Genomic DNA, 25572 nt, shown 5'->3' on the forward strand with positions numbered 1-25572 from the left:
GGCACCTCGCCGCGTTGTCGGAACGTCCGAATACATCCAGTATGCGGACGCTCCTCCGCCTTGCGATGCACCGCATCCGACGCCGCGCGCTGATCAACCACGGATTACGGGACAGCCCTTAGCGGGGTCGTGAGGAATGCAGTGACATCAGCCGCCGAGCGGCAGCCGATGCATCGTCCAGCCATGCCCGACCGCACGCCCATCGGCGTGCCGTCATCCCGCCAAGGAGCTCCCGCGCATGATGATCCAGCGCCGAACCCGAACCCTCGCCGTGGCCTGCCTCCTCGCCGCCACCGCCACGCTGGCCGCCTCCGGCTGCTCCAAGTCGGAGACCTCGGACACCGCGACCACCGACAGCAGCCAGGGCGCCCAGGCGGCCAAGACCCCGGAGTCCTCTTCCGGTTCAGGCTGCTCGCTGCAGACCTACGGTGCGCCGAAGCTGGACCTGAAGAACGCAGTGGTCGGATTCTCCCAGTCGGAGAAGGAGGCCAACCCCTTCCGGATCGCCGAGACCCAGTCCATCAAGGACGAGGCCAAGAAGGTCGGCGTCAAGAAGCTGCTCACCACCAACGCCCAGTCGCAGTTGTCCAAGCAGATCAGTGACATCCAGGACATGCTGTCCCAGGGCGCCCAGTTCCTCATCGTCGCCCCGCTGAACTCCGACGGCCTGGAGCCGGCACTGAAGGCTGCCGCCGCCAAGAAGGTCCCGGTCCTCACCATCGACCGCAAGGTCAACTCCACCGCCTGCAAGGACTACGTGGCCTTCCTCGGCTCCGACTTCGTCGAGCAGGGCAAGCGCGCCGCGGACGCGATGATCAAGACGACCGGCGGCAAGGGCAAGGTCGCCATCCTCCTCGGCGCCTCGGGCAACAACGTCACGACCGACCGCACCAAGGGCTTCGTCGACCAGCTCAAGGCCGAGGCCCCCGGCCTGGAGATCGTCGCCCAGCAGACCGGTGAGTTCGCCCGGGACAAGGGCCAGCAGGTCATGGAGCAACTGATCCAGTCCAAGCCCGACATCACCGCCGTCTACGCGGAGAACGACGAGATGGGGCTCGGTGCCGTCACCGCACTGAAGGCCGCCGGCAAGAAGCCCGGCAAGGACGTCAAGATCGTCTCCGTCGACGGCACGCGCAACGCCGTCCAGGCCCTGGTCAACGGCGAGTACAACGCCGTCATCGAGTCGAACCCGCGCTTCGGCCCGCTGGCCTTCGCGACCGCCCAGAAGTTCTACGGCGGCGAGGAGATCCCGGAGAACGTCATCATCACCGACCGCGCCTACGACGAGTCCAACGCCAAGGCCTCGCTCGGCGGCGCGTTCTGACCGAGACCGGCCCCACCTGCCCGGATGGCCGGCCGCCGGCCGCGTACTGATCCGTACGCGGCCCCGGCCCGTACCGGATCTGCCGGACCCCCTGCCGCCGTGACGCTGCCACCCGTCACGGCGGCCCCGGGCCCACACCCTTGGAAGAGCGGAAGGCCAAGAACAGCCATGGCACCACCCGAAGCAGTACCGCAGCCGCCGCAGCCGGCCGCCGACGCGAAGGAGGCATCCGTCCCGGCCGCCGACACGCGACCGGCCGCCGGGCCCGGCGCCCGGCCGGACTCCACGTCTGCCGCGGCCGTCCTCGAAGCCCGCTCGGTGAGCAAGCGATTCCCCGGCGTCGTCGCCCTCGACGACGTCTCCTTCTCCCTGCGCGCCGGGGAGACCCACGCGCTCGTGGGGGAGAACGGTGCCGGGAAGTCCACCCTGATCAAGGTGCTGACCGGCGTCTACCGGCCCGATGAGGGCGAACTGCGGCTGGCCGGTGACCAGATCGCCTTCGCCCGGCCGTTCGAGGCACAGCAGGCAGGCATCTCCACGATCTACCAGGAGGTGAACCTCGTCCCGCTGATGAGCGTGGCGCGCAACATCTTCCTCGGCCGCGAGCCCAAGAACCGGCTCGGCCTGATCGACTTCGCGCGGATGCACCGCGAGACGACCGAACTGCTCGACGGCTTCGGCGTGCGCGTCGACCCGAAGAGGCCCCTGCACACCCTCGGCATCGGCACTCAGCAGATGGTCGCGCTGGCCCGCGCCGTCTCGGTCAACGCCCAGGTCGTCATCATGGACGAGCCCACCTCATCGCTGGAGCCGCGTGAGGTCGAGACCCTCTTCCGGGTCATCGAGGACCTGCGCGCACGTGGCATCGCCGTGCTCTACGTCAGCCACCGCATGGACGAGCTCTACCGGATCTGCGACCGCGTCACCGTGCTCCGCGACGGCCGCCACATCCACACCGGCGACCTCGCCGACCTCGACCGCATGCAGCTCGTCTCGATGATGCTCGGCCGCGACATGGCCGAGGTCCGGCGCTCCGGCCTCACCAACTTCGGCTCCGAGGGCCACGACGCCTCCCGCACCCCCGTGCTCACCGCGACCGGCCTCTCCCGCGACCACCAGCTCCACGACATATCCCTGTCGCTGTACGCGGGTGAGGTGCTCGGCCTCGGCGGACTCCTCGGTTCCGGCCGTAGCGAGACCGCGAAGGCCCTGGCAGGCGCACTGAGCCTGGACTCCGGCGAACTGAGCATCGGCGGCCGCACCCTGCGCCGCCTCACCTCCGCCGGTGCCATCCGGGCAGGCATCAGCCTGCTGCCCGAGGACCGCAAGGCCGAAGGCATCGTGCCCGGCCTCTCGGTCCGCGAGAACATCGTGCTGGCCGCGATGCCGCGCCTCTCCCGTGCCGGCATCGTCTCCCGCGCCAAGCAGGACCGCATCGTCGACATCTTCATGAAGCGGCTGCGGATCAAGGCCGCGAGCCCCGAGCAGAAGGTCGGCGAGCTCTCCGGAGGCAACCAGCAGAAGGTCCTGCTGGCCCGCTGGCTCTGCCTGGAGCCCAAGGTCCTGCTGCTCGACGAACCCACCCGCGGCATCGACGTCGGTGCCAAGGCCGAGGTCCAGAGCCTCATCGACGACCTCGCCCGCGAGGGCCTCGCCGTCCTGCTCATCTCCTCCGACATCGAGGAACTCATCGAGGGCGCCGACCGCATCGTCGTCCTGCGCGGCGGCGCGGTCGCGGGCGAACTGGCGGGCGACGAAGTGGCGGAGAGCCATCTGCTCGAAGTCCTCGCCGACCACTCACCGGCGCCCACAGGCAAGGCCCCGGCCGCCAAGGAGGACCCCCGATGACCCAGGCCGCACTCACCACCCCCGCAGCCCGGCCGCTCGCCCGGCTGCGCGACCCCGCCTGGTACCAGGAGTACGGCGTCTACCTCGCCGTCGCGGTCGTCCTCCTCTTCAACGCCCTGTTCACCGAGCACTTCATGACCGCGGACAACCTCCGCACCCAACTGGTGCAGGTCGCCCCCATCGTCATCGTCGCCCTCGGCATGGCGCTCGTGATCGGCACCGAGGGCGTCGACCTCTCCGTCGGTTCGACCATGGCACTGGCCACCGCGCTGCTGCCGCTGTACCTCGGGTACGGACTGGTGCCCGCCCTCGTCATGGCACTGCTGGCAGGCGCCGTCGTCGGAGCGGTCAACGGCTCACTGGTCTCCCTCGTCGGGCTGCAGCCGATCGTCGCCACCCTCGCCCTGTTCGTCGGCGGCCGGGGTCTGGCCCTCGTCCTGGCGGACGGTCAGCTCAAGCAGATCGTCAACCCCGACCTGCTGTCGCTCGGCACCGGTTCCTTCCTCGGCATCCCGCTGGTCGTGCTCATCGCCGCCGTCCTCGCGGTCGCCGTCGCGTTCCTGGTCCAGCGCACCACCTTCGGCCGCCAGGTCGTCGCCATCGGCGGAAACCGGTCGGCGGCCGCCCTCGCCGGACTCCCCGTACGGCGCGTGCTCATCGGTGTGTACGTGCTCTGCGGGGTCCTGGCGGCCCTGGCCGGCATCCTCGCCACGGCCCGGCTCACCGCAAGTGACCCGTCTTCGCTCGGCACCCTCATGGAACTCTCCGCCATCACGGCGGTCGTCGTCGGGGGCACCCCGCTCAACGGCGGATCCATCCGGGTTCTCGGCACGGTCGCCGGCGCCCTGCTGATGCAACTGCTGCGCGCCACCCTCGTCAAGCACGACCTGCCCGACTCCACCGCACAGATCGCCCAGGCGGCCATCATCATCGCCGCCGTCTACGTCGCCCGGGAGCGTCGGTCCCGATGAACGAAACCTCACCCGCACCCGTGGCCCAGGCCCGTGCACCGCGCAAGACCCCGACAGCGGCCGGCGACGGCGCGGTCCGCCCCGTGGCCGGGCAGCGGATCGCCGAACTCCTCCAGCGCCAGGGCGTGCTCGCGGTCCTGCTCACGGTGGTGATCGTCGCGTCGTTCATCTACCCGACGTTCGCCACGCTGGACAACGCCCGCGGCGTGACCATCCAGGCCTCGTTCCTGGCAGTGGTGGCACTCGGCATGACCATGGTCATCATCACCGGCGGCATCGACCTGTCCGTCGGCTCCGTCTTCGCCCTGGGCGGTGTACTCGCCGCCTGGGCCTCCCAATGGGGCTTCCTGGCCGCCCTGTTCGTGCCGCTCCTGGTGTGCGCTGCGATCGGACTGCTCAACGGCTTCCTCGTGGCCCGCGCCGGGATGGCACCCTTCATCGTCACGCTCGCCACCCTGCTCGGGGCGCGCGGACTGCTCCTCGCGATCACGGACGAGGGCGCCACCACCTATCTCGTCCCCAAGGGCTCCGCCTTCGCCGAGCTCGGACAGGGCAGCGTGTGGGGCTTCGGCTATCCCATCCTGATCGCCCTGGCGCTGTTCGGCATCGGCGGACTGCTCCTCCAGCGCACCTCGTTCGGGCAGACGCTCTTCGCGGTCGGCGGCAGCAGCGACGCGGCCACGCTGATGGGCCTGCCCGTCGCCCGTACCAAGATCCTCGTCTACACGCTCAGCGGGCTCCTCGCCGGCCTCGCCGGCGCACTCAACGCCGCCAGGCTCTCCTCCGGCGTCACCATCGTCGGCGTGGGCATGGAGCTCGACGCGATCTCCGCCGTCGTCATCGGGGGCACCCTCCTGATCGGCGGCGCGGGATCGATCAGCGGCACGCTCTGGGGTGTACTGCTGCTCGCCGTCATCCAGAATCTGATCAACCAGATCGGCTCGCTGAACTCCTCGTACCAGTCGGTCGTCAGCGGAGGGTTCCTTATCGTTGTCGTCGTGGCCCAGCGCTATCTGGCGCGCAGCCGCAGAACCACCTGATCCGGTGCCGGGGCCGCAGGCCCCGGCACCGTTCGAGCCGAACCGGCAGAGCCGGGCCACCGCGCGTCAACGCGCGACAAGTCGATTCAGGGAGTGCCGTGGGCGTCAGCCTCAAGGACGTTGCGCAACGGGCGGGCGTGTCCATCAAGACCGTGTCGAACGTGGTGAACAACTATCAGCACGTCACACCGAAGATGCGGGCCAAGGTGCAGCAGGCCATCGACGAGCTCGGCTACCGGCCGAACCTCACCGCACGCCATCTGCGCAAGGGCCGCACCGGCATCATCGCCCTCGCCGTCCCCGAGTTCGGCAACCCGTACTTCGCGGAGCTGGCCGGAGAGGTCGTCGACGCGGCCGCCCGGCACGACTACACCGTGCTGGTCGACCACACCGGCGGACTGCGGGAGAAGGAGCTCCTGGTCAGTCAGGGATTCCGCTCCCATGTGATCGACGGCCTCATCCTCAGCCCGATCCACCTGGAGACCGAGGACCTGATGGCACGCACCGAGACCGCGCCCCTGGTGCTGCTCGGGGAGCGCGAGTACGAAGCCCCTTACGACCACATCGCCATCGACAACGTGGCGGCGTCCCGCGAGGCCGTGCGCCACCTCATCGACCACGGCCACCGCCGGATCGCCTTCCTCGGCTCGCGCACCGGCCGGGAGCGCCAGCCGGCCCATCTGCGGCTGCGTGGCTGGCGGGAGGAGCTCGCCGCCGCGGGCATCGAGGCAGACGAGTCCCTCGTCGTGGTCACCGACGGCTACGGCCGCGAGGACGGGGCCGCCGGCATGGCCGCCCTCCTGGACCGCGGGGAACGGCCCGACGCCGTGTTCGCGTACAACGACCTCATCGCCATCGGGGCGATGCGCACCCTCTCCGAACGGGGGCTGCGCATCCCCGAGGACGTGGCCGTCGTCGGGTTCGACAACATCGAGGAGAGCCTCTACGGGGCCACCACGCTCACCACGGTGGCCCCGGACAAGGAGGCCATCGCCCGGCTGGCCGTCGACAGCCTCGTCGAGCGCCTCTCCGGAAAGCCGGTGTCCGAACCCCGGCGCCCCCGGCCCGGATACCGGCTCGTCGTCCGCGAATCCACCGTTCCCCGGCCGCTCGTCGAGCCCGCCGGACCGTAGAACCGGCGCCGGACTTCCTTTCCCGCAAGGGGAGTCCGGCGACTTCTTCAGGGCCCGTCGTCCTCGCCCCGCCCGGCCGTCCGTTCGTCCCAAGGATCTCTGATGCCTCGCCCCACCGTGAACCGCACACCGTTCGGCGCCCACGGGCCCACGGACGTCGATGTCTGGACGCTCGACTCCGGAACCGGGGTCCGGGCCGAGATTCTCACCTACGGCGGCATCCTGCACCGTCTCACCGTGCCGGACACCGCGGGCGCGCCCGCGTCGGTGGTGCGGTCGCTGGTCTCCCTCGACGACTACACGGGCAGGAACCCGTTCTTCGGCGCCCTCATCGGACGCTTCGCCAACCGCATCGCGCAGGGCCGCTTCGTCCTCGACGGGGTGGCGTACCGGATCCCGGCCACCGACCGGGGCCACGCCCTTCACGGCGGGCCGGACGGCTTCCACACCCGCGTCTGGCAAGCCGCCGGTGAGGCCACCCACACGGCCGCGACGCTCCGGCTCACCCTGCACAGCCCCGACGGCGACATGGGCTTCCCCGGCGCGCTGGACGTCGCCGTGACGTACACCCTCGACACGGCGGGCACCCTCGCCCTCGACTACACCGCCACCACGGACCGGCCCACGGTCGTCAACCTCACCAACCACGCCTACTTCGACCTCGCCGCGCAGGGCGACATCCGCGGGCACACGCTCCAGGTGGACGCCGGAAGCTACCTTCCCGTCGACGACGAGGGCATCCCGGAAGGCCCCGCCGAGGCGGTGCACGACACCCCGTTCGACCTCACCGCCCCGCACGGCATCGGAGAGCGGATCGCGCTCCCGGACGAGCAACTGCGCCGAGCCGGCGGCTTCGACCACTGCTGGATCCTCGACGGTTCCGGCACACCGGCCGGCCTGCGCCGGGCAGCCAGGCTCACCGCCCCCGGCGCCGAGCGGATCATGGAGGTGTGGACCACCGAACCGGGCATCCAGGTCTACACCGCCAACCAGTTGGACGGCACCCTGGCCGCCCCCGACGGCGGGCGTCACGAACGCCACAGCGCCGTCTGTCTGGAGACCCAGCACCTGCCCGACTCACCCAACCGGCCCGACCACCCCGGCACCGTCCTGCGCCCCGACGGCGTCTTCTCCAGCCGCACCGAGCTGAGGTTCCCGCACCTCGCCGCGGCGACGGACTGAACCGACGCGCCACCCGGGCGGGCCGGTGCGGGAATGCGGGAATGGTTCAGGCTGTTTCGATGTCCATGACCTTTTCTGTGGACGTGACCGTCCGGGGCTACGAGCTCGATACTCAGGGACATCTGAACCAGGCCGTGTACCTCCAGTACGCCGAGCACGCGCGCTGGGAACTGCTGCGGGCCGCCGGACTGCCCCAGGAGAAGCTGCTGGCCGACGGAGTGGGGCCCGTCGCGCTGGAGGTCACGGTCAAGTTCCGCAGGGAGCTCCGGGGCGGGGAACGGGTGCGGGTCACTTGCCGGTTCGACTACGGGCAGGGAAAGACGTTCACGATCGCCCAGCAGATCCTCAAGGAGGACGGCACGGTGGCGGCCGAGATCACGGGCCTGGCCGGCATCCTCGACCTGACGACCCGCAGACTGGTCGCCGATCCGGCCGGCCGGCTCGCCTCGCTCGCCAAGGAGCCGGATCTGCTGAGCGGCTGACTGAGGGCCGTCCCGTAGTCCGTGGTGGATCAGCGTGCGGCGTCGGATGCGGTGCATCGCAAGGCGGAGGGGCGTCCAAGTACTGGATGTATTCGGCGTTCCGGCAACGCGGCGAGGTGCCGTAGTTGTCGTCGTGCGCCCGCCAGGGACTACGGGACGCCCTTGGACGTCAGCGGACCTTCCGGCCCGCCGCCAGAGAGGCCACGGCCCTCTTCAGGCGGGCCGTCCTGACTTCGGGGCTCGTCGCCGTCATGAGGCGCATGAGCACCAGATAGCGGTCCGACCTGCTGAGCTGCTCGTAGAAGAGCCTCGCCGGCTCGTCCGCCTCCAGGGCCGCGGCGAGGTCGGCCGGGACGGTGGCCCTGCTCTGCGAGGGGTACGCCGCCGCCCACCGCCCGTCCGACCGTGCCGCCTCGACCTCGGCGAGGCCCGCCGCGCGCATCCGCCCGGCCTCGGTCAGCGCCTCGACCTTCTCCACGTTGATCAGCGACCACGCGCTCCGGCGGCGGCGGGGCGTGATCCGCTGGAGGTAGTACACCTCGTCGAAGGACTTGCGCTGCCCGTCGATCCAGCCGAAACACAGTACGGAATCGATGACTTCGGCAGCACTCACCGACTCCACGCCGGAGTTGCGCTTGGCGATCTTCAACCAGAGCCCGGTCCGGTCGGCGTGGTGCCGCTCCAGCCATGATTCGAGCTCGGCGATCCGCGCGAAGGGACGTGCGCTCTCCGGGGTGTCCGTCATCCGACTGCGCCTCCTGAGGGGGCCGGGCCCGTGCCCGGTGTTCACACCACGCTATTCGTCCAACAGGTCGGATTCTGTCCTCATTCGTCGAACTACGACGGGGCTCGTATCATGGTGAGCCCCGGACGAAGCGACGATGCGGAGCGACCGTGACCCCTGCCAGCGCCACCGTCCCGGCCGGCACCGCCCCGGCAGTCGGCGCCCGCACGCTGGCCCATCCCGCGCGGGGCGAGATCAGACTCGAGTCGGTCCTGCACGCACTGTCGGACCCGGTACGTCTCTGTGTGGTCCGCGAACTGGCTGCCGCCGACGACGAGCTCACCTGCTCCCGGTTCGACCTCCCGGTGACCAAGTCCACCAGCACGCACCACTTCCGGGTGCTCCGCGAGAGCGGCATCGTCCAGCAGATCTACCGCGGGACGGCCAAGATGAACGGCCTCAGGCGCGAGGACCTGGAGGCGCTCTTCCCCGGGCTGCTCGACCGCGTGCTCGAAGCGGCGAACCTCCAGGCGGACCGCCTCGGGGCGGGCTGACGATCTAGGGCTGCTCCGGGCGCCGGTCTCCGCGCCCGTCCGTCACACCGGACCGCCGCCGCCAGCCGCCCCCAGCAACCCCGGCCAGTCCGGGATCTTCACCGACCCCCGCCCGAGCGAGCGCCCCAGGGTCGCCTCCGCCCGCTCGATCGACAGCCAGCCGTCCCACTCCACCGGCCGCAGCCCCCAGGACCGGAGCACGGCAAGCGGATCCGTATCCGGCGCACGCCCCACGAGCAGGGGCGCGTCCTCGATCAGCGACGCGACGGTCTCCTTCGCGCACGAGCGGTTCGACCCGATGACACCGGAGGGGCCGCGCTTGATCCACCCCGCGACGTACTCCCCGGGCGACGCCACCCCGTCCCGCAGCACCCGTCCGGACCGGTGGGGGACCGTCCCGTGCACCGCGTCGAACGGAAGCCCGGGGAGCGGCATGCCCCGGTAGCCGACCGCCCGCAGGACGAGCTCGGCGCCGATCTCCTCGTACGTACCGGTGTCGCGCACCCCGCCGTTGCCGTCCGGGGCCGTACGGGCGAACCGGACTCCGGCGACCCGGCCGTCGCGCTCCAGTAGCTCGACCGGGCGCAGGAAGAACCGCAGCCCGATGGTCCTGGGCCGGTTGTCGCCGGCCCTGGGTGCCTCACGAGCCCATCCGCGCAGCACGTCGAGGTTGCGCCGCACCAGCGCCGGCAGCGGCGGGGAGCCCGGTGCCGTGCCGCTGTACGCCGGGTCCAGGGCGAGCTCCGCGGGATCCACGACCATCCGGGCCCCGGGCAGCGCGCCGAGCTCGCGGAGCTCCTTGGTGGTGAACCGCGCCTGGGAGGGCCCCCGCCTGCCCGCCGTGTGCACCTCGCGCACCCGGCTCTCCGCCAGCACGCCGAGCGCGGGCTGCGGCACATCGGTGGGCCGCAGCTCGTCGGCACCCCGTGCGAGGATCCGCGCGACGTCGACCGCCACATTGCCGACGCCGATCACGACGGCCGAACGGGCGCGCAGCGCGAAGCGGCCGGCGGCCGTATCCGGGTGGGCGCTGTACCAGGAGACGAACTCGGTCGCCGAGTGACTGCCGGGCAGCTCCTCGCCGGGGATGCCCAGCGGGCGGTCTGTGGCCGCTCCGACGCAGTAGACGACCGCGTCATAGAGCCCGGCCAGCCGCCCGGGCGGCACTCCGTCCCCGCCCACGCCGACATTGCCGATGAACGTGACGCGCTCGTGCTCCAGGACGGCCCGCAGGCTCTGCTGCAGCGACTTGATCTTCTCGTGGTCCGGTGCGACGCCGTACCGCACGAGTCCGTACGGACAGGGCAGCCGGTCCAGGACATGCACCCTCACATCGGGCACCAGGGTCTGGGCCACCAGGGCCTGGGCGGTGTAGACCCCGCTGGGGCCTGAGCCGACGACGGCGACACGAAGCACGGGGCACCTCTTCCCTGAGGGTGTCTCCAGCATCGCACCGGCGGGCCAGGCGGGGGAGAGGCGCGCCCCGTGCTCTCGGGGAACGTATGGGCGTCAGGGTCCGTCAGCTCTCAGGAGGAGAGAGCGCGCATCCGGTTGATCTCGGTGGTCTGCTGGGCCACGACGTCACCGGCCATCTCCTCGACCTGCACGTTGTTCCCTTCCGAGAGGACGTCGGTCGCCATGGTGACCGCCCCCTGGTGGTGCGTGATCATCAGCTTGAGGAACAACTGGTCGAAGGCCGTCCCCTTCGCGGCCCTGAGCTCCTCCAGCTGGCCGGCCGTCGCCATGCCCGGCATCGCACCGTGGTCGTGCTTGCCCGACTGCCCGGACCTGCCGTGGCGGCTGAGCCACCCCTCCATCGCCCCGATCTCGGGCTGCTGGGCGGCGGTGATGCGTTCGGCGAGCCTCTTGACCGTGGCCGAGCGCGAGCGGGTGGGAACGAGCCCCGTCAACTCCAGTGCCTGTGCGTGGTGTTGGATCATGAGCTGCACATACCGGACGTCCGCCGAGTTGGGAGTGTCCACCCCGGCCTCCTTGACGGCCTCCGAAGGGGAGAGTGTCCGTGCGGGCTCGCCGGGCTTCCCGGGCGCCACGACCGAACCGGCCACGTGGGTCGCGGACTTCGAGCCGCTGTCACCACTGCCCGTGTCGCAGCCGGCCGAGGTGAGCACGGCTGCCGCGACGGCCGCACCGAGGGCGAATCCACGGAACCGCAGGGTCTGACGGCTTATCAACAAAGCGACCTCCGTTGGAGTAGGAGTGATTGCGCTCTGTCCTAGCACGTCAACGCACAGCATTGATCAAAAACTTTCATTACGTCTCTGTTGCCATCTGTTGAGATGCCCATGGCAAGGACGATACTGCCGGAGTCCGTGAACCGGTCAACTACATACGGATCCATGGGAGGACGCAGTGACCTCGTTGCACACCATCCCGGTGCGGCGCAGACGTCTGGGCGTGGCGGCGGCCGCCGCCGGGCTCTTCGCCACTCTGCTTATGGCCGGTCCCGCGGCCGCGACACCCGACCCCGGTGACGCGGCCACGAGCCGAACCGACGTCTCGGCGAGCCGGCAGGCGGAGGCGGCCGCGGCGATCGCGAGCGGTGAGGTGCCGGGAGTGGACGAGATCGTCCACAGCCGGAACATCACCCACCTCGCCAATGTCCCCAAGGACGCACTCCAGGGGCTGAACACGGACCTGGCCTTCCAGGGGAAGTACGCCTTCGCCGGAAACTACGACGGCTTCCGGATCTTCGACATCAGCAATCCGAAGGCGCCGCGCACGGTCGCCCAGGTGCTGTGTCCGGGATCGCAGAACGACATCTCCGTCTCCGGGAACCTGCTGTTCCTGTCCACGGACTCCTCGCGCAGTGACAACTCGTGCTCCAGCACCACCCAGCCCGCCACGGAGAAGTCCTCCTGGGAGGGCATGAAGGTCTTCGACATCAGCGACAAGCGCAACCCGAAGTACGTCGCCGCCGTCGAGACCGCGTGCGGATCGCACACCCACACGCTGGTTCCGGAACGCAACAACGTCTACGTGTACGTCTCCTCGTACTCGCCGAACACGACGTTCCCGGACTGCCAGCCGCCGCACGACGGGATATCCGTCATCAAGGTGCCGCGCAAGGCACCCGAAGAGGCCCGCATCGTGAACTTCCCGGTCCTCTTCCCGGACGGCGGGAACCCGGGCGGTCCCACCAACCCGGGCGTCTCCAAGACCACGGGCTGCCACGACATCACCGTGCTGCCGTCCAAGGACCTGGCCGCCGGTGCCTGCATGGGTGACGGCCTGCTGTTCTCCATCAAGGACCCGGAGAACCCGAAGATCATCGACCGGGTGCAGGACAACGTGAACTTCGCGTTCTGGCACTCCGCGACGTTCAACCAGCGGGCGGACAAGGTCGTCTTCACCGACGAGCTCGGCGGCGGCGGCGCGGCCACCTGCAACGAGGAGATCGGCCCGAAGCGCGGCGCGGACGGCATCTACGACATCGTGGGCAAGGGCGACCACCGCAAGCTCGTGTTCCGCAGCTACTTCAAGATCGACCGCCCGCAGGCCGACACCGAGGTCTGTGTCGCCCACAACGGTTCGATCATTCCGGTCAAGGGCCGCGACCTGATGGTCCAGGCCTGGTACCAGGGCGGTGTCTCGGTGTGGGACTTCACCGACTCGTCCCACCCGAAGGAGATCGGCTTCTTCGAGCGCGGTCCCGTCAGTACCGACGAGGTGACCACGGCCGGTCCGTGGTCGGCGTACTACTACAACGGCTACATCTACTCCAATGACATAGCCAAGGGCTTCGACGTCCTGAAGATCGACGACCGGCGGACGGACCCGGCGAAGCGGGTGCGGACGGACGAGCTCAATGTCCAGACGCAGCCCGACTACTTCGACCGCTGAACCTTCTGAGTCCGCCGGGGCCACCGGTCACCGGCCGCTGAACCCGGCGGCCGGCTGACCGCCGGACCGTACAGCCGGTCCCGCCCGGGTCTCTGCCCGGCGGGACCGGCTTCGTGCCGCGTGTGCGTTCATTGACCGATCCGCCACGCCGGGACATGCTGTACCCCCGCACCGGCCGACTGATGTACGCAGTCCGTCGCGCGGTTCCTGGCCGGCGCGGCCGGCCGGGGTGACCGGCTGGTTCCGGCGGCGCAGGGGATCGCCGGAATCAGACGTTTCAGGCGGCCTCGTACCGGTGCGCCCGGCCGCCCCGCCATTCGACCCACTCGGGGCTGTCCAGGATCCGCTCGGGGTCGTCCAGCCCCGCACCCTCCAGGAACACGATCACATCGTGATCCGAGTGTGCGAGACCGAGAATCTGGACCCGCCCGTCGCGCTGCACGGTGACGCGCCGCCCGCCGGAGGGGGACGGCCGGAATATCACGATCGGCGGAGAAGTCATGCCTCCAGGGTGCGGCGTGCCGACTGCCGCCGCACAGCGAACCGTAAACACGGCTCCGCAGCAGATCAGGCGGGCGAACCGGGCCTGCGCCGGCCGTTGTGCCGCAGACGGCGCAGACGGCGCAGACGGCGCGGACGTCTCAGGCGGCGCGGACGTCTCAGGCGGCGGACCTGGCGCTGCCGCCGGTGGCCGCGGCCCACTCGACCAGCAGTCGCTGGTACTCCTCCTCGTCCTCCGAAGACAGGTGTCCGCCCGAGCGCTGCCACAGGTCGCGAATGTCTTCATTCACCATTGCGGCGGAACGCACGGAACCGGACGGGCACGGAGTCGGGGGCATAGCTACCAGGCTAAGGCCCCGATGTGACAATCCGACCCATTGCGCGTCAGGGACATCTCTCACATGTCTGTCAGGCAACCCCGGGGGCCAGTCCGAGCTCCCGCAGTCCGTCGGGCCGCTCGTCCACCGGCGCATGCTGCACGAACCGCACCTCGCAGCCCAGTGCGGACGCCCCGCCGTCCGCGCGCCGGTCGTCGCCGACCATCACCACATCGGTCGGATCCTGTCCCAGAAGTGTGCAGGCCGTGTGGAAGAGGCGTGCGTCCGGCTTCTGGATGCCGTGCTCGAAGGACAGCACATACGCCTCCACATAGGCGTCCAGGCCGTGCGCCCGGAAGACCGGCCTCAGGTCCCACCCGATGTTGCTGACCACACCGATCGCGATGCCCCGGTCGCGCAGGGAGGCGAGCACCTCCTCGGCGTCCGGATACGGGCGCCAGGCGGCCGGAGTCCGGTGCCGGTCGTACAGGGCGTCGTACAGCCCCGGATCCGGCAGCTCCACCTGGCGGGCCAGGCCGGTGTACGCCTCACGGTGCCGGTGCGCGCTCTCGTCGCGGGAGGCCCAGGCCGACGCCAGTCTTCCCGGTACCCGCTGCGGCGGGGGGCCGCCCGGCAGTGCGCCGGAGGCCTCCAGTTCCCGTACGTACCGCTCGAAGTCGGCATCGTCCACGCTCACCTGCCGTTCGGCGAGGGTCGCGGCGAGCCAGGAACGGACGGATTCGATCCGGAACAGCGTCCCGGAGAAGTCGAAGAGCGCACCCTTGATCGGCATGGCCCGATCCTCGTCGACGCAGTGTGGGCAGGGCAAGGATGCCTGCTCAGCCATCCTCGTCCGCGCGACAGCGGGAGGCGAACCGTTCGTATCCGGCTACCGCGAAGGCGGTCAGTGCGGCTCCCAGCAGCCACCCGCCCAGTACGTCGGACGGCCAGTGCACGCCCAGGTAGAGCCGGGTCAGACCCACGCCGAGCACCGAGACTCCCGCAGCGGCCAGGGCCGTCCGCCGGATCCAGGGGCGGGCGCCGGACCGGTGCAGGAGCCACAGCAGCAGACAGCAGCTGACCATGGCCGTCATCGCGTGTCCGGAGGGGAACGCCGCGTAGTGGGCGGAGTCCACCGGGTCGGGCCATCGGGGCCGCTCCCGGCCGACGGCGGCCTTGATGCCCTGCTGGAGAAGGCTGGAGACCAGACTCGTCACCGCCACCCAGGCCGCGAGCACCCGGGCCCCGCGCAGCCACAGGACGACCACGGCGACGGCGATCAGCGCGCGCATCGTCCAGGGATCCCACAGCCAGTCCGTGAGCACCCGGTTCACATGGACGAGGCCGGGCTCCGTCACCGCCCGCCGGTGCAGGGCTTCGGCGATGTCACGGTCCAGGCGCATCAAGGGGGACCACCGTGCGGCGACCAGGCCCAGCAGCGCCATGGCGAGGATCCCGCAGACGATTCCCGCCCACGGTGGCGGAGGGGGCGTACGGGTGCGGTGTGAGGGGGAGAGGGGCGGGGAGTGCATAAGGGGATCCTTGCCGACCGGCGGGGCGTGTGGCCATCCCGGCGCGGCGGGACCGTTCGGCGTGTGCTGTGGCGGGCTGCTGCCGAGTCGCCCGCCCGTGGGATCTGAGACCGCCTGCCCCGGCGTGGCCGGCGTCCGGGGCCGCCCTACCTCAGTGCGCTGAGCGCCGGGACGAACGCCACGAGGAGCGGGATCGCCGGCAGGAGTGTGGCAGCCGCGGTCAGCCGCAGCCGACGGCCGGCCGTCAGCCGGCCGGCAGGCGACAACAGCCGGTTCACTCGAAGCGGCATCTGCGCATCCGGCGTCGGGCAGGGACCGAACACTCCGCGGTCCTCGTTGAGTTCGACCAGGGCCAGTGCGATGGTCAGCCGGCCGAAGCGCCGGGAAGCCATGTCGTCGGCGGCCAGTTCGACGAGCCGGTGCATCTCGCCGCGGAACGCCGCGAACACCGGAACCTGCGGAAACCCGGATGCCAGCGCCCCCGAGCAGTTGAGCAGCCAGTCGTGGCGCGCGTTCGCGTGCCCCTGCTCATGTGCGAGCACCGCGTCGAGCTGACGGCCCTTCAACCGCCCCAGCGCGGCGGTGGTGATGACGAGCCGGGGCGCCGTGCCGGGCAGCCACCAGGCGTCGGGGCGTTCCCCTTCCAGAACGACCAGCCGACCGCTGCCCGGCACCTCGCCGGGCAGCAGCGGTGAACGCACCAGGAGTTCGGCCCGGCGACGCCGGCGCTCCAGGCGCACGCGGCGGATCTCGCGGGTCAGCATCACGGCCGTCCACACACCACCGAGGGCCAGGAGCACGGCCATCACGGCCGACCACGGTCCGTAGGCCGCGAGTGCGTAGGCCTCGACGACGGCGTGCGGGGCGGGTGCGAACATCTGGCCGCGTACCGCCTGCCAGGCTGCCGCAGCACTGAACGTCATGGACAGCCCGAACGACAGCAGCACACCGGCCACCACGCACTGCCAGACCCACAGCGCCACCACGGGCTCGCGCTCCGGCCATTCGGCCCGCGCCATCAGACGCGGGGTCACGACAGCGGCCAGTGCACCGAGCAGCAGCAGCGCGAGGGAGACCAACATGGCGTCAGCCTATGAGTGGCATGGCATGCGCGGGTATGGCTGCGCTCAGCAAGTGACGTACGCCACGGTTTGCGGGTCCCCCTGTCTCACAGGGTGAGCAGCATGGCGAACATGGCTATCCCCATGGTCAGCCGGCAGGCCAGCGCCAGCTCCGGCCGCGCCCCCCAGCCGCCCGACGGCGGGCCGCCGGCCATGGCCCCGCCCCCGGCCGTCGTCGCCGGTACCGGGATGAGCCGGGCGCCGGAGCGCAGCACGTACGCGGCGTAGTAGGCGAGGAGCAGCCCGGTCAGCAGGGGAAGGCCCCCTGCGGCGGCCATGGCGTGCGACGCGTGACCGCCGTGTCCCGCCCCGCCGGACCGCGCCATCACGACAGACATGTAGACCATCGCCGACGAGCCGACCAGGTGGTGCAGATGGTGACCGCTGCGGCGCGAGAACCAGAGAGCGCGCAACGCGGCGACGCCGAACAGCACGGTGTACGACGCCCATCCCCACGCGGGCGGTGCGACGACGGCGGCCGGCACCGCCATCGCGGCCATACCGAAGCCCATCAGCGCCTCCGCCCGTGCCGTCCTGCGTTCCTCACCGCTCCCGCTGCGGGCCCGCAGCAGGCAGTACACGCCCGTCACCGCGCACAACGCCATCAGCAGCCAGCCGGACATCGCAGGTCCGTGCACAGCGGAACCTCCCCCTGGGCGAACGACATCGCCGTTGTCCAGTCGATGCCCGCGGCGGGACGGCCGTACGCGGCGCACTGGGGTAAAGGGGGAGCGCGCGGCGGTGGTGAATCGCGGCGCCGAGGTGCCGGCCCGACGGGTTCCGGCTGCTCGGCGCACAGACCGGTGCCCGCCCCTGGACCGGCACTCGGGAGTTACGCTGCTGCCGCACGGCGACAGCAGAGAAACGGAGAGCCTCACCATGGACACCGCCCCGCCCCGCAACTCGGGTCAGCCGACCTTCCGCGACGCGACCGACGCGGACGTGCCCGCGCTCGTGGAGCTGATCCAGTCCGCGTACCGTGGCGACTCCAGCCGCGCGGGGTGGACCACCGAGGCGGACATCCTGCAGGGGCAGCGCACCGACCCGCAGGGAGTGCGCGACGTGGTGGAGGCCCCCGGCAGCCGACTGCTCGTGGTGGAACGTGACGGCGAGCCTGTCGCCTGTTGCCAGCTCGAACACCGGGGTGAGGCGGCCTACTTCGGAATGTTCGCGGTCCGCCCCTCGCTCCAGGGCTCGGGGCTCGGCAAGGTGATCATCGCCGAGGCGGAGCGCACCGTCCGGGAGAGCTGGGGGGCGCGCGAGATGCACATGACGGTGATCTCCGTGCGTGACGACCTGATCGCCTGGTACGAGCGCCGCGGCTATCGCCGTACGGGACAGCTGAGCCCGTTCCCGTACGGCGACGAGCGCTTCGGTATCCCGCAGCGCGACGACCTCGCCTTCGAACTGCTGGTCAAGGACCTGCCCGAGCACTGACGCGAGGCTCGCGGGCCGGGTACGCGATGGCCCAAAGCTCGCGGGCGGCTAGGCGGTGAAGCGGCCCGCGCGGCGGATCTCCGGGAAGTCGGTGGTCGCGCCGTCGAGCCCGAGCCCGCGGGCCAGCCGCAGGTGGTCCTGGGTGTTGACCACCCAGCCGACCACCGTCAGGCCGTCGGCGTGGGCCCTCTCGACCAGTTCCAGCGTGATGCGCCGGACGTTGAGGACCAGCCGAGTGGCGCCCACCGCCTTCGCACGGTCCACCAGGTCGTTGCCCCAGCGGCTGGCCACGAGGGCGGTCCGCACCCCCGGCACCAGCTGGGCGATCTCGGCGATCGCCTCGTCGTGGAACGAGATCACTTCGACGCGGTCGACGAGATCGCGCCGCCGCATCACCTCGGCCAGTGTGCGGGCGGCGGCCACGTCCTTGATCTCGGCCTGCAACGGGGAGCGCACGGCGTCGAGGACCTCCTCGAAGACCGGCACCCGCTCTCCCTGTCCGGCATCGAGTTCGCGCAGTTCTGACAGGGTCTTCTCGGCGATCGGGCCCTTGCCGTCGGTCGTCCGGTCCACCTCGGCGTCGTGCATGACAGCGAGGGCGCCGTCCTTGCTCAGATGAAGGTCCAGTTCGATGAGGTCCATCCCGGCCTGCTCGGCGTGGACGAACGACCGCAGCGTGTTCTCCGGCTCGACACCCATCACCCCGCGATGACCGATGGTGAGAAAAGACAAGGGACTCTCGCTTCCGTCGACGGCTTCTCCCTGTGTGCCTACCCACGCGGCGCTACGGCATGACCGTGGATCCGGGCGCCCGGTGCTCCGTCGCGGAGTGGGGGCCGGTCGTGCGCGGGGGAGTGGCCCCGTGTCCCTGGACGTCGGCGGTGCCGAGCAGGAATCCGGTGATGACGGCGGCGACCAGGACGGCACGGATGCTCACGCGCGGCTTCTCCCGAATGCGTACGAGGGGGGACGCCGTCCGTCATACCGGCAGGGGCCCGCCCGCCGCGAGCTGTGTCACTCATGCGTGAGCGTGTCCTGCGCCGGGTTGCCGGACGGGCGTGCGAAGGGATGTGGCTTGTGCGTGCCGCTCCCGGCCGCAGCTCCGCTGTGGGAGCTATCCCGCGCACGGAAGAATTCGTCGAGGCGCTGGATGACAGGAAAAATCGCGGTGACCATGGGGGTGGGCCGGATAATTTTCAGGCCCCCACTTGTCTCGGGGAACCGCACACAGATACGGTTGCTTGACGCGAGGTTCTCCCGTGGAGGAAGTGTTATGACGGAAATTCTTGTGCACGACGTCGCCGCCGGCGACATAGCTTCCGCCCAGCGGGTGGTCGAGCACCCGGCCTGGCCCGCGCTCAAGAGTGCCGTGGAGGAGATCCGTCCCTGGCAGTCGAAGGACGGCTCCATCGACTTCGACGCCGAGGGCGCGCCCGCCCCGGCGGCGGCCGAGGCTGCCGTGGAGCGGGTGGCCGTCGCGGTCGAGCAGCTCTCACCGCTGCTCCCGCACGATGTTGCCTATCACCGCGCCCTTGTCATGGACCTGCGTCGCTGGGCCGCCGAAGGATTCGGCGTCCCGGACTTCCTCGACTCGCTGCTGGCGTTCCAGCCCGCCAAGGGCCGGGCCGACGGGCTCCAGCACCTCGTGGTCTTCGCGATGTACACGCAGAACGGCAATCCCGACCGCAACCTCGAAGCGGTCGTGCTCCGGATGGTCTGGCCCGAGTGGCTCGCCGACCTGGAGGCGACCCGCTACGACAACCCGTTGTTCTGCGGCATCACCTTCGAGGACTTCACCTCCGGGTACGACACCAACTCCGCGGTGCTCTTCCCCGAGACCATCGCCGTGCGCGAGGCCCCCGAGCGCTTCAGCTGGGGCGGTATCTTCTGCGACCGCGAGGCCGCCCGCTTCCGCCGCGTCACAGAGGCCTCTGTCGAGCTCCTGGGGGTCGAGCTGCCCGAGGACATCCGCGAGATGGTCGGCGACCAGCAGCGCTGTGAGCAGGCCTTCGTGCTCTGGGACATGGTCCACGACCGCACCCACAGCCACGGCGACCTGCCGTTCGACCCGTTCATGATCAAGCAGCGCCAGCCGTTCTGGATGTACGGGCTCGAGGAGCTGCGCTGCGACCTCACCGCCTTCAAGGAGGCCGTGAAGCTGGAGTCCGAGGGCAACGCCCACGGCCGTGACGTGCAGTACGCCGTGCTGTTCGACCGGATGTTCCGCTTCCCCGTCACCGGCGAGCGTGTCCGCAACTACGACGGTCTCGGCGGCCAGCTGCTCTTCGCGTACCTCCACAAGCACGACGTCGTGCGCTGGACGGACAACACCCTGAAGATCGACTGGGAGCGGGCCCCGCAGGTCACCAACCAGCTCTGCGCCGAGATCGAGAAGCTGTACCGGGACGGCATCGACCGCCCCAAGCTGGTCCACTGGTTCGCCGCGTACGACCTGGTCGCCACGTATCTCGCGCCGCACCCCGGATCGCGCTGGGCCAAGGGTCCCGATGCACTGGACCTCTCCCAGCCGCCCCGCAAGCTCGTCGACGACGTGCTTCCGGACGAGTTTCCCCTGAGCATGTTCTATGAGGCGCTCTCCAAGAAACTGAAGAACGTGATCGCCTCCACCAAGGGGATCACCGCCGCGGACGCCGGGCAGGCGGCCGCGTGAGCGCACGTCATGAGGAGGCGGTGGCCATGAACGGAAACGGCAAGGGCAGCGGGAGCGGTGCCCTCGAAGGCGCTGTCGTCGCGGTTGCGGGCGCGGCCGGCCCGGCAGGCCGCGCCGCACTGCTCCGCCTGGCCGAGGCGGGCGCCGTCGTCGTCGCCTCGGATGCGAACGCCACCCGGCTCGCCGAGGCCGTGGACGCGGCCCGCTACGCCCACGGCGGCGCCACCGTCACAGGTGACACCGTGGACCTGCTCGACCTCGGTGCCGCCCGTGAATGGGCGGCCAAGACGGAGAAGGAATTCGGCCGGATCGACGGCCTGGTCCACCTCGTGGGGGGCTGGCGCGGCAGTTCGAGCTTCGCCGAGACCGACCTCGCCGACTGGACGTTGCTGGAGAAGCTGCTGATCCGCACGGTCCAGAGCACCTCGCTGGCCTTCCAGGACGGTCTGCAGCGCAGCGACCGCGGCCGCTATCTGCTGATCAGCGCGGCCGGTGCGAGCAACCCCACCGCGGGCAACGCCGCCTACGCGGCGTCGAAGGCCGCGGCCGAGGCCTGGACCCTCGCTCTCGCGGACGCCTTCCGCAAGGCGGGGGGCGATCAGGGGCCGCAGAGCGCGGCTGCCATCCTGGTCGTGAAGGCACTGGTGCACGACGCGATGCGCGCCGAGCGCCCGAATGCGAAGTTCGCGGGCTTCACCGACGTCAAGGAGCTGGCCGATGCCATCGCCGGCGTCTGGGACCGGCCCGCCCCGGAAGTGAACGGAAAGCGCCTGTGGCTGACCCCGCAACCGTAAGGACCGACGCGCGTCGTCATCACGACCCGCAGGTACGCGGATTCGCCAGTGACAACTACGCGGGGACCCACCCGGAGATCCTCGCGGCCCTCGCCCTCGCCAACGGCGGTCATCAGATCGCCTACGGCGAGGACGACTACACCGGTCACCTCCAGCGCGTGATGCACAGCCACTTCGGCCCCACCGCCGAGGCCTTTCCGGTCTTCAACGGAACCGGTGCCAACGTGGTCTCGCTCCAGGCGATGACCGACCGTTGGGGTGCCGTCATCTGCGCCGAGTCCGCCCACATCAACGTGGACGAGGGCGGCGCGCCGGAACGGGTCGGCGGGCTGAAGCTGCTCACCGTGCCCACCGAGGACGGCAAGCTCACACCGGAGCTCATCGACCGGCAGGCGTACGGCTGGGACGACGAGCACCGCGCCATGCCCCAGGTCGTCTCGATCACCCAGAACACCGAGCTGGGCACGGTCTACACGCCCGACGAGATCCGGGCCATCTGCGAGCACGCGCACGGGCACGGCATGAAGGTCCACCTCGACGGTGCCCGGATAGCCAATGCCGCGGCCTCCCTGGACGTACCGATGCGTACGTTCACCAACACCGTCGGCGTCGACGTGCTCTCCTTCGGCGGGACGAAGAACGGGGCCATCTTCGGCGAGGCCGTCGTGGTGCTGAACCCGGACGCCGTCCGGGCCATGAAGCATCTGCGGAAGCTGTCGATGCAGCTCGCCTCCAAGATGCGCTTCGTGTCGGTACAGCTGGAGGCGCTGCTCGCGGGCGACCTGTGGCTGCGCAACGCCCGGCACGCCAACAGCATGGCCCAGCGCCTCGCCGAGGGCGTCAGGGCGGTGGGCGGCGTGGAGATCCTCTACCCCGTCCAGGCCAACGCCGTGTTCGCGCGGCTGCCGCACGCCGTGAGCGAGCGGCTGCAGAAGCGCTTCCGGTTCTACTTCTGGGACGAGAAGGCGGGCGACGTGCGCTGGATGTGCGCCTTCGACACCACCGAGGACGATGTCGACGCGTTCGTCCTCGCCCTCAAGGAAGAAATGGCTGCCCAGTAGCCAGTGCATGACTATGCGGCCGACCGGAAAGTCATTGACTTCCGGTCGGCCGCTTCCTTATGCTCTGCGGCCATGGAGCTCGTACAGCAGGTCTCGGAAATCTCTGCGTATCTGGCCGTCGACGACGCGATCGACCATGAACACCCGCTGGTGCGCGAGGTGGCCGCACGGTTGCGTTCCGAGTCGACGGACGCATACTCATACGCAGAGGCGGCGTTCTGCTTCGTACGCGACACCGTCGTCCACTCCGTCGACTCGGGTGACATGCGGGTTGCCTGGCGCGCCTCGGACGTCCTCGACACCCGTAACGGCATCTGCCACGCGAAAGCGCACGCCCTGGCCGCGCTGCTGCGCGCGGAAGGTATCCCCGCGGCCCTCTGCTATCAGGGGCTCGCGAACGACGACGGAGACCCCGGGGTGCTCCACGGCCTGATCGCACTGCGGCTTCCCGGCCGGGCGCGCTGGGACCGACAGGATCCGCGGGGCAACCGGCCGGGCGTGGACGCCCGGTTCTCGCTGGACGGGGAGCGGCTGGCCTGGCCCGTCCGGCCGGAGTTCGACGAGGTGGACTACCCCATGCTCTACGCGGCACCGCATCCGGAGGTTCTGCGTGCCCTGCGGACGGCCGACGACCGGTCGGAGCTCTGGCGCCTGCTGCCCACGGAGCTCTGACCGCGAGCGGCCGGCGCCGGACTCCGCAGGGGCCGTGTCCGTACGCCGGAGTGACGTTTCAGCCGCGGCCCCGCGGAGCTCTGTCAGCTGCGCTCGCGGACCTCGGCGGCCGTCGGAGCCGTACCCCCGAGGTGCGAGGGCACCCACCAGGTGTCACTCGCGTCCTTCGGGCGCACCGGGTAGGCGCGCTGGGCCGCCTCGAGCAGCTCCTGCACGCGCTCCCGCAGCCGGCGGGTGATCGCGCCCGCGTACTGGTCGGTGGGGGCCTCCACGGGCTCACCCACCCGGATGGTGACCGGGATGTGGCTGCGCTTGAAGTTGCGCGGGCGGCCCTTTGTCCACACGCGCTGGGTACCCCACAGCGCCATCGGGATGAGCGGCACGCCGGCTTCCTGGGCCAGGCGCGCCGCACCCGACTTGAAGCTCTTCAGGGTGAAGGACTCCGAGATCGTCGCCTCGGGGAACACTCCGACGATCTCACCGGAACGCAGGGAGGCCAGCGCGTGCTCGTACGCCTCCTCGCCCTGCTTGCGGTCGACCGGGATGTGCTTCATGCCGCGCATCAAGGGCCCCGAGATCTTGTGCCGGAACACCGATTCCTTGGCCATGAACCGCACCAGGCGCTTCTGCGGCAACGCGGCGAGCCCGGTGAAGATGAAGTCCAGATAACTGATGTGGTTGCTTACCAGAACCGCGCCACCGGTCTTCGGGATGTGCTCCGAACCCTGAGTGTCGATCTTCAGGTCGAGCGCCTTGAAAAAGGTACGAGCGGCGCCGATGACCGGCCGATAGACGAGTTCTGCCATCTGGAGAAGACCCTTCTTCAGCGCCTGGGGAGGGTTCTCCCGGCGGAAGTTACGCAGCCGTAGGTTTTCGGCATTGGGCCGATCGTGCCCCATACGCGTCGTGGTGGCCAGTCTCGGCGGGCGTGGGGCGCGAGATTCTCGTCACGTGGAACGGTGGGGAATGCCCAGGCTGCCGCGGGTGCTGACCTTTTGCGTAGAGCTCTGACAGGAGGCGGAAGATGGGCGAGCGGACACATGCGGACAGGCTCGACGCAGCCCAACTCGGCGTGGAATTGGGGAAGAGGGCCACGCTCGTCCAGTTCTCCAGCGCGTTCTGTCAGCCCTGCCGGGCCACCCGTCGCACCCTCACGGAGGTGGCCGGCATGGTCGACGGCGTCGCGCATGTGGAGATCGACGCCGAGGCGCATCTCACTCTTGTGCGCGCGCTCGGCATCAGCCGGACCCCGACCGTCCTGGTCCTCGACGCCTCCGGCCTGGTCGTCCGCCGGGCAGTCGGGCAGCCGCGCACCGCCGACGTCGTCGCCGCGCTGGGGCTGGCGATGTGACGGACCGTGATGCTTCTCCCACCTTGTGGGACGCTCTTGACTGCACGCACCACACATCGTCACTCTGACGCTATGCCGCCAGAACTCCTTCTCCACGGACGGGTCCACATCGACCTCGCCCGCCACGCGAGTGCGCGCTGTCCGGATGCCTGAGCATCCACGGCCCCGCACATCCGACGCGCAGAAGGACATCTCCATGACGGCATCACCCGAGACCGGCACTCCCCGGACGGCATCCCCGGACCTCCTGCGCTCCGTGTTCCGGCAACACGCCGCCGGTGTCGCCGTGATCACCGCCGCCGGTGACCGGCCGGTGGGTTTCACCGCCACCTCACTCAACTCCGTCGCCGCCGATCCGCCGCTCATCTCCTTCGGCGTGGGCACGTCGTCCTCCAGCTGGCCGGTCGTCGCGGAGTCCGAGCACATCGGCGTCCACATACTCGGCGATCATCAGCGGGAGCTGGCCGCCACCTTCGCCCGCAGCGGCGCCGACCGCTTCGGTCCGTCCACCGATTGGCGCAGCGGACCGGAAGGTGTCCCGGTGCTGGACGGCGTGCTCGCCTGGCTCGTCTGCCGGGTCGTGGCGCGGATCCCGGCGGGGGACCACCGGATCGTGATCGCGCAGGCGGTCGTCGGCGACCCGGCCGGCGGCGGCAGGCCGCTCGTCTATCACCAGGGCAGGTTCACGGCTCTGCGAGACTGAGATCCGCCGCGGCACCAGGGCGCCGGGCGTAGGCCAGATCACAGCGCAAAGCGCTTGCTCAATGGACACCCAATGGGTGTACTGGCGAGTAATATTACGGTCGGAGCATCGGTCGCTCCGACCGGAAATCGCCCCATCAGGCGCCTATGCTGCGTGCAACAAGGCAGCCCGGAAATGACGATGCAGTAGGAGAGCCGGCGTGAGCTTGAGGATCGTTGTCTGTGTGAAGTACGTGCCCGATGCGACCGGTGACCGGCATTTCGCCGATGACCTGACGTTGGACCGTGAGGATG

The 25572-nt window shown here is 70.2% G+C and carries 28 protein-coding genes and 1 pseudogene; 17 read left to right on the plus strand and 12 right to left on the minus strand.

Features of this window, described 5'->3' with window-relative positions; all coding sequences use genetic code 11:
- Nucleotides 1–238: 238 nt before the first annotated feature.
- The 7 genes from ABT025_RS35725 to ABT025_RS35755 all read left to right on the plus strand — a co-directional run bounded on the left by ABT025_RS35725 (nucleotide 239) and on the right by ABT025_RS35755 (nucleotide 7980).
- Nucleotides 239–1324, plus strand: coding sequence for an ABC transporter substrate-binding protein (locus ABT025_RS35725; RefSeq protein WP_351002837.1), 1086 nt, complete (start codon nucleotides 239–241; stop codon nucleotides 1322–1324).
- Nucleotides 1325–1492: 168 nt separating this feature from the next.
- Nucleotides 1493–3172, plus strand: coding sequence for a sugar ABC transporter ATP-binding protein (locus tag ABT025_RS35730; RefSeq protein ID WP_351002838.1), 1680 nt, complete (start codon nucleotides 1493–1495; stop codon nucleotides 3170–3172).
- Nucleotides 3169–4143 carry an ABC transporter permease gene (locus ABT025_RS35735; RefSeq protein WP_351002839.1) on the plus strand — a complete coding sequence of 325 codons (975 nt, stop codon included), beginning with the start codon at nucleotides 3169–3171 and terminating at the stop codon, nucleotides 4141–4143. The genes ABT025_RS35730 and ABT025_RS35735 overlap by 4 nt, the downstream gene beginning before the upstream one ends.
- A complete protein-coding gene (locus ABT025_RS35740; RefSeq protein WP_351002840.1) occupies nucleotides 4140–5183 on the plus strand; it encodes an ABC transporter permease in 1044 nt (347 codons plus the stop codon). The genes ABT025_RS35735 and ABT025_RS35740 overlap by 4 nt, the downstream gene beginning before the upstream one ends.
- Nucleotides 5184–5281: 98 nt before the next feature.
- Nucleotides 5282–6316 carry a LacI family DNA-binding transcriptional regulator gene (locus tag ABT025_RS35745; protein ID WP_351002841.1) on the plus strand — a complete coding sequence of 345 codons (1035 nt, stop codon included), beginning with the start codon at nucleotides 5282–5284 and terminating at the stop codon, nucleotides 6314–6316.
- 102 nt (nucleotides 6317–6418) lie between these two features.
- Nucleotides 6419–7498, plus strand: a complete 1080-nt coding sequence (locus ABT025_RS35750) for an aldose epimerase family protein (protein ID WP_351002842.1) — start codon at nucleotides 6419–6421, stop codon at nucleotides 7496–7498.
- Nucleotides 7499–7563: 65 nt separating this feature from the next.
- Nucleotides 7564–7980: an acyl-CoA thioesterase gene (locus tag ABT025_RS35755; RefSeq protein WP_351002843.1), complete on the plus strand. Its 417-nt coding sequence runs from the start codon at nucleotides 7564–7566 to the stop codon at nucleotides 7978–7980.
- Between the two features lie 169 nt (nucleotides 7981–8149).
- On the opposite strand, the gene ABT025_RS35760 is transcribed toward ABT025_RS35755, so the two are convergent.
- Complete coding sequence (locus ABT025_RS35760; RefSeq protein WP_502972107.1) at nucleotides 8150–8725, minus strand: YdeI/OmpD-associated family protein; 576 nt, start codon at nucleotides 8723–8725, stop codon at nucleotides 8150–8152.
- Between the two features lie 149 nt (nucleotides 8726–8874).
- Between ABT025_RS35760 and ABT025_RS35765 the strand changes: the two genes are divergently transcribed.
- Nucleotides 8875–9258, plus strand: a complete 384-nt coding sequence (locus ABT025_RS35765) for an ArsR/SmtB family transcription factor (RefSeq protein WP_351002844.1) — start codon at nucleotides 8875–8877, stop codon at nucleotides 9256–9258.
- A gap of 42 nt (nucleotides 9259–9300) precedes the next feature.
- On the opposite strand, the gene ABT025_RS35770 is transcribed toward ABT025_RS35765, so the two are convergent.
- Complete coding sequence (locus tag ABT025_RS35770; protein WP_351002845.1) at nucleotides 9301–10674, minus strand: FAD-dependent oxidoreductase; 1374 nt, start codon at nucleotides 10672–10674, stop codon at nucleotides 9301–9303.
- Nucleotides 10675–10784: 110 nt separating this feature from the next.
- The gene (locus tag ABT025_RS35775) at nucleotides 10785–11453 is read right to left on the minus strand and encodes a DUF305 domain-containing protein (protein WP_502972108.1); all 669 of its coding nucleotides are present in this window, start codon (nucleotides 11451–11453) and stop codon (nucleotides 10785–10787) included.
- 175 nt (nucleotides 11454–11628) lie between these two features.
- Between ABT025_RS35775 and ABT025_RS35780 the strand changes: the two genes are divergently transcribed.
- Nucleotides 11629–13119, plus strand: coding sequence for an LVIVD repeat-containing protein (locus tag ABT025_RS35780; protein ID WP_351002846.1), 1491 nt, complete (start codon nucleotides 11629–11631; stop codon nucleotides 13117–13119).
- A 277-nt stretch (nucleotides 13120–13396) separates the two neighbouring features.
- On the opposite strand, the gene ABT025_RS35785 is transcribed toward ABT025_RS35780, so the two are convergent.
- The 6 genes from ABT025_RS35785 to ABT025_RS35810 form a co-directional block, all read right to left on the minus strand.
- Nucleotides 13397–13621 (minus strand): hypothetical protein, encoded by a 225-nt coding sequence (locus ABT025_RS35785; protein ID WP_266775677.1) that lies wholly within the window; start codon nucleotides 13619–13621, stop codon nucleotides 13397–13399.
- Between the two features lie 157 nt (nucleotides 13622–13778).
- A complete protein-coding gene (locus tag ABT025_RS35790; protein WP_351002847.1) occupies nucleotides 13779–13958 on the minus strand; it encodes a hypothetical protein in 180 nt (59 codons plus the stop codon).
- 70 nt (nucleotides 13959–14028) lie between these two features.
- Entirely contained in the window at nucleotides 14029–14730 is a 702-nt protein-coding gene (locus ABT025_RS35795) for an HAD family hydrolase (RefSeq protein WP_351002848.1), read from the minus strand.
- 46 nt (nucleotides 14731–14776) lie between these two features.
- Nucleotides 14777–15469 (minus strand): phosphatase PAP2 family protein, encoded by a 693-nt coding sequence (locus ABT025_RS35800; RefSeq protein ID WP_351002849.1) that lies wholly within the window; start codon nucleotides 15467–15469, stop codon nucleotides 14777–14779.
- A 146-nt stretch (nucleotides 15470–15615) separates the two neighbouring features.
- Nucleotides 15616–16551 carry a M56 family metallopeptidase gene (locus tag ABT025_RS35805; RefSeq protein ID WP_351002851.1) on the minus strand — a complete coding sequence of 312 codons (936 nt, stop codon included), beginning with the start codon at nucleotides 16549–16551 and terminating at the stop codon, nucleotides 15616–15618.
- A gap of 86 nt (nucleotides 16552–16637) precedes the next feature.
- Nucleotides 16638–17228 carry a DUF5134 domain-containing protein gene (locus tag ABT025_RS35810; protein WP_351002852.1) on the minus strand — a complete coding sequence of 197 codons (591 nt, stop codon included), beginning with the start codon at nucleotides 17226–17228 and terminating at the stop codon, nucleotides 16638–16640.
- Nucleotides 17229–17469: 241 nt separating this feature from the next.
- Here ABT025_RS35810 and ABT025_RS35815 point away from each other — a divergent pair, with 241 nt between their 5' ends.
- Entirely contained in the window at nucleotides 17470–18027 is a 558-nt protein-coding gene (locus tag ABT025_RS35815; RefSeq protein WP_351002853.1) for a GNAT family N-acetyltransferase, read from the plus strand.
- A gap of 48 nt (nucleotides 18028–18075) precedes the next feature.
- Here the strand turns inward: ABT025_RS35815 and ABT025_RS35820 are convergent, their stop codons facing one another.
- Nucleotides 18076–18759 (minus strand): glycerophosphodiester phosphodiesterase, encoded by a 684-nt coding sequence (locus ABT025_RS35820; RefSeq protein ID WP_351002854.1) that lies wholly within the window; start codon nucleotides 18757–18759, stop codon nucleotides 18076–18078.
- Between the two features lie 52 nt (nucleotides 18760–18811).
- Nucleotides 18812–18964 (minus strand): hypothetical protein, encoded by a 153-nt coding sequence (locus ABT025_RS35825; protein WP_351002855.1) that lies wholly within the window; start codon nucleotides 18962–18964, stop codon nucleotides 18812–18814.
- Between the two features lie 336 nt (nucleotides 18965–19300).
- On the opposite strand from ABT025_RS35825, the gene ABT025_RS35830 reads away from it, so the two are divergent.
- The 4 genes from ABT025_RS35830 (at nucleotide 19301) to ABT025_RS35845 (ending at nucleotide 23225) form a co-directional block, all read left to right on the plus strand.
- Nucleotides 19301–20698 carry a DUF6421 family protein gene (locus ABT025_RS35830; RefSeq protein WP_351002856.1) on the plus strand — a complete coding sequence of 466 codons (1398 nt, stop codon included), beginning with the start codon at nucleotides 19301–19303 and terminating at the stop codon, nucleotides 20696–20698.
- Nucleotides 20699–20724: 26 nt separating this feature from the next.
- Nucleotides 20725–21492 (plus strand): SDR family NAD(P)-dependent oxidoreductase, encoded by a 768-nt coding sequence (locus ABT025_RS35835; RefSeq protein WP_351002863.1) that lies wholly within the window; start codon nucleotides 20725–20727, stop codon nucleotides 21490–21492.
- Entirely contained in the window at nucleotides 21471–22553 is a 1083-nt protein-coding gene (locus ABT025_RS35840; RefSeq protein WP_351002857.1) for a threonine aldolase family protein, read from the plus strand. The genes ABT025_RS35835 and ABT025_RS35840 overlap by 22 nt, the downstream gene beginning before the upstream one ends.
- Nucleotides 22554–22625: 72 nt before the next feature.
- Entirely contained in the window at nucleotides 22626–23225 is a 600-nt protein-coding gene (locus ABT025_RS35845) for a transglutaminase domain-containing protein (RefSeq protein ID WP_351002858.1), read from the plus strand.
- Between the two features lie 83 nt (nucleotides 23226–23308).
- Here the strand turns inward: ABT025_RS35845 and ABT025_RS35850 are convergent, their stop codons facing one another.
- The gene (locus ABT025_RS35850) at nucleotides 23309–24031 is read right to left on the minus strand and encodes a lysophospholipid acyltransferase family protein (protein WP_351002859.1); all 723 of its coding nucleotides are present in this window, start codon (nucleotides 24029–24031) and stop codon (nucleotides 23309–23311) included.
- 218 nt (nucleotides 24032–24249) lie between these two features.
- On the opposite strand from ABT025_RS35850, the gene ABT025_RS35855 reads away from it, so the two are divergent.
- The 3 genes and pseudogenes from ABT025_RS35855 to ABT025_RS35865 all read left to right on the plus strand — a co-directional run.
- The gene (locus ABT025_RS35855) at nucleotides 24250–24576 is read left to right on the plus strand and encodes a TlpA family protein disulfide reductase (protein ID WP_351002860.1); all 327 of its coding nucleotides are present in this window, start codon (nucleotides 24250–24252) and stop codon (nucleotides 24574–24576) included.
- A gap of 196 nt (nucleotides 24577–24772) precedes the next feature.
- The gene (locus tag ABT025_RS35860) at nucleotides 24773–25279 is read left to right on the plus strand and encodes a flavin reductase family protein (protein ID WP_351002861.1); all 507 of its coding nucleotides are present in this window, start codon (nucleotides 24773–24775) and stop codon (nucleotides 25277–25279) included.
- A gap of 199 nt (nucleotides 25280–25478) precedes the next feature.
- A pseudogene (locus ABT025_RS35865) lies at nucleotides 25479–25572 on the plus strand (electron transfer flavoprotein subunit beta); the annotation flags it as partial.

It is taken from the genome of Streptomyces sp. NPDC002809 (assembly GCF_040295435.1).
GTDB lineage: Bacteria > Actinomycetota > Actinomycetes > Streptomycetales > Streptomycetaceae > Streptomyces.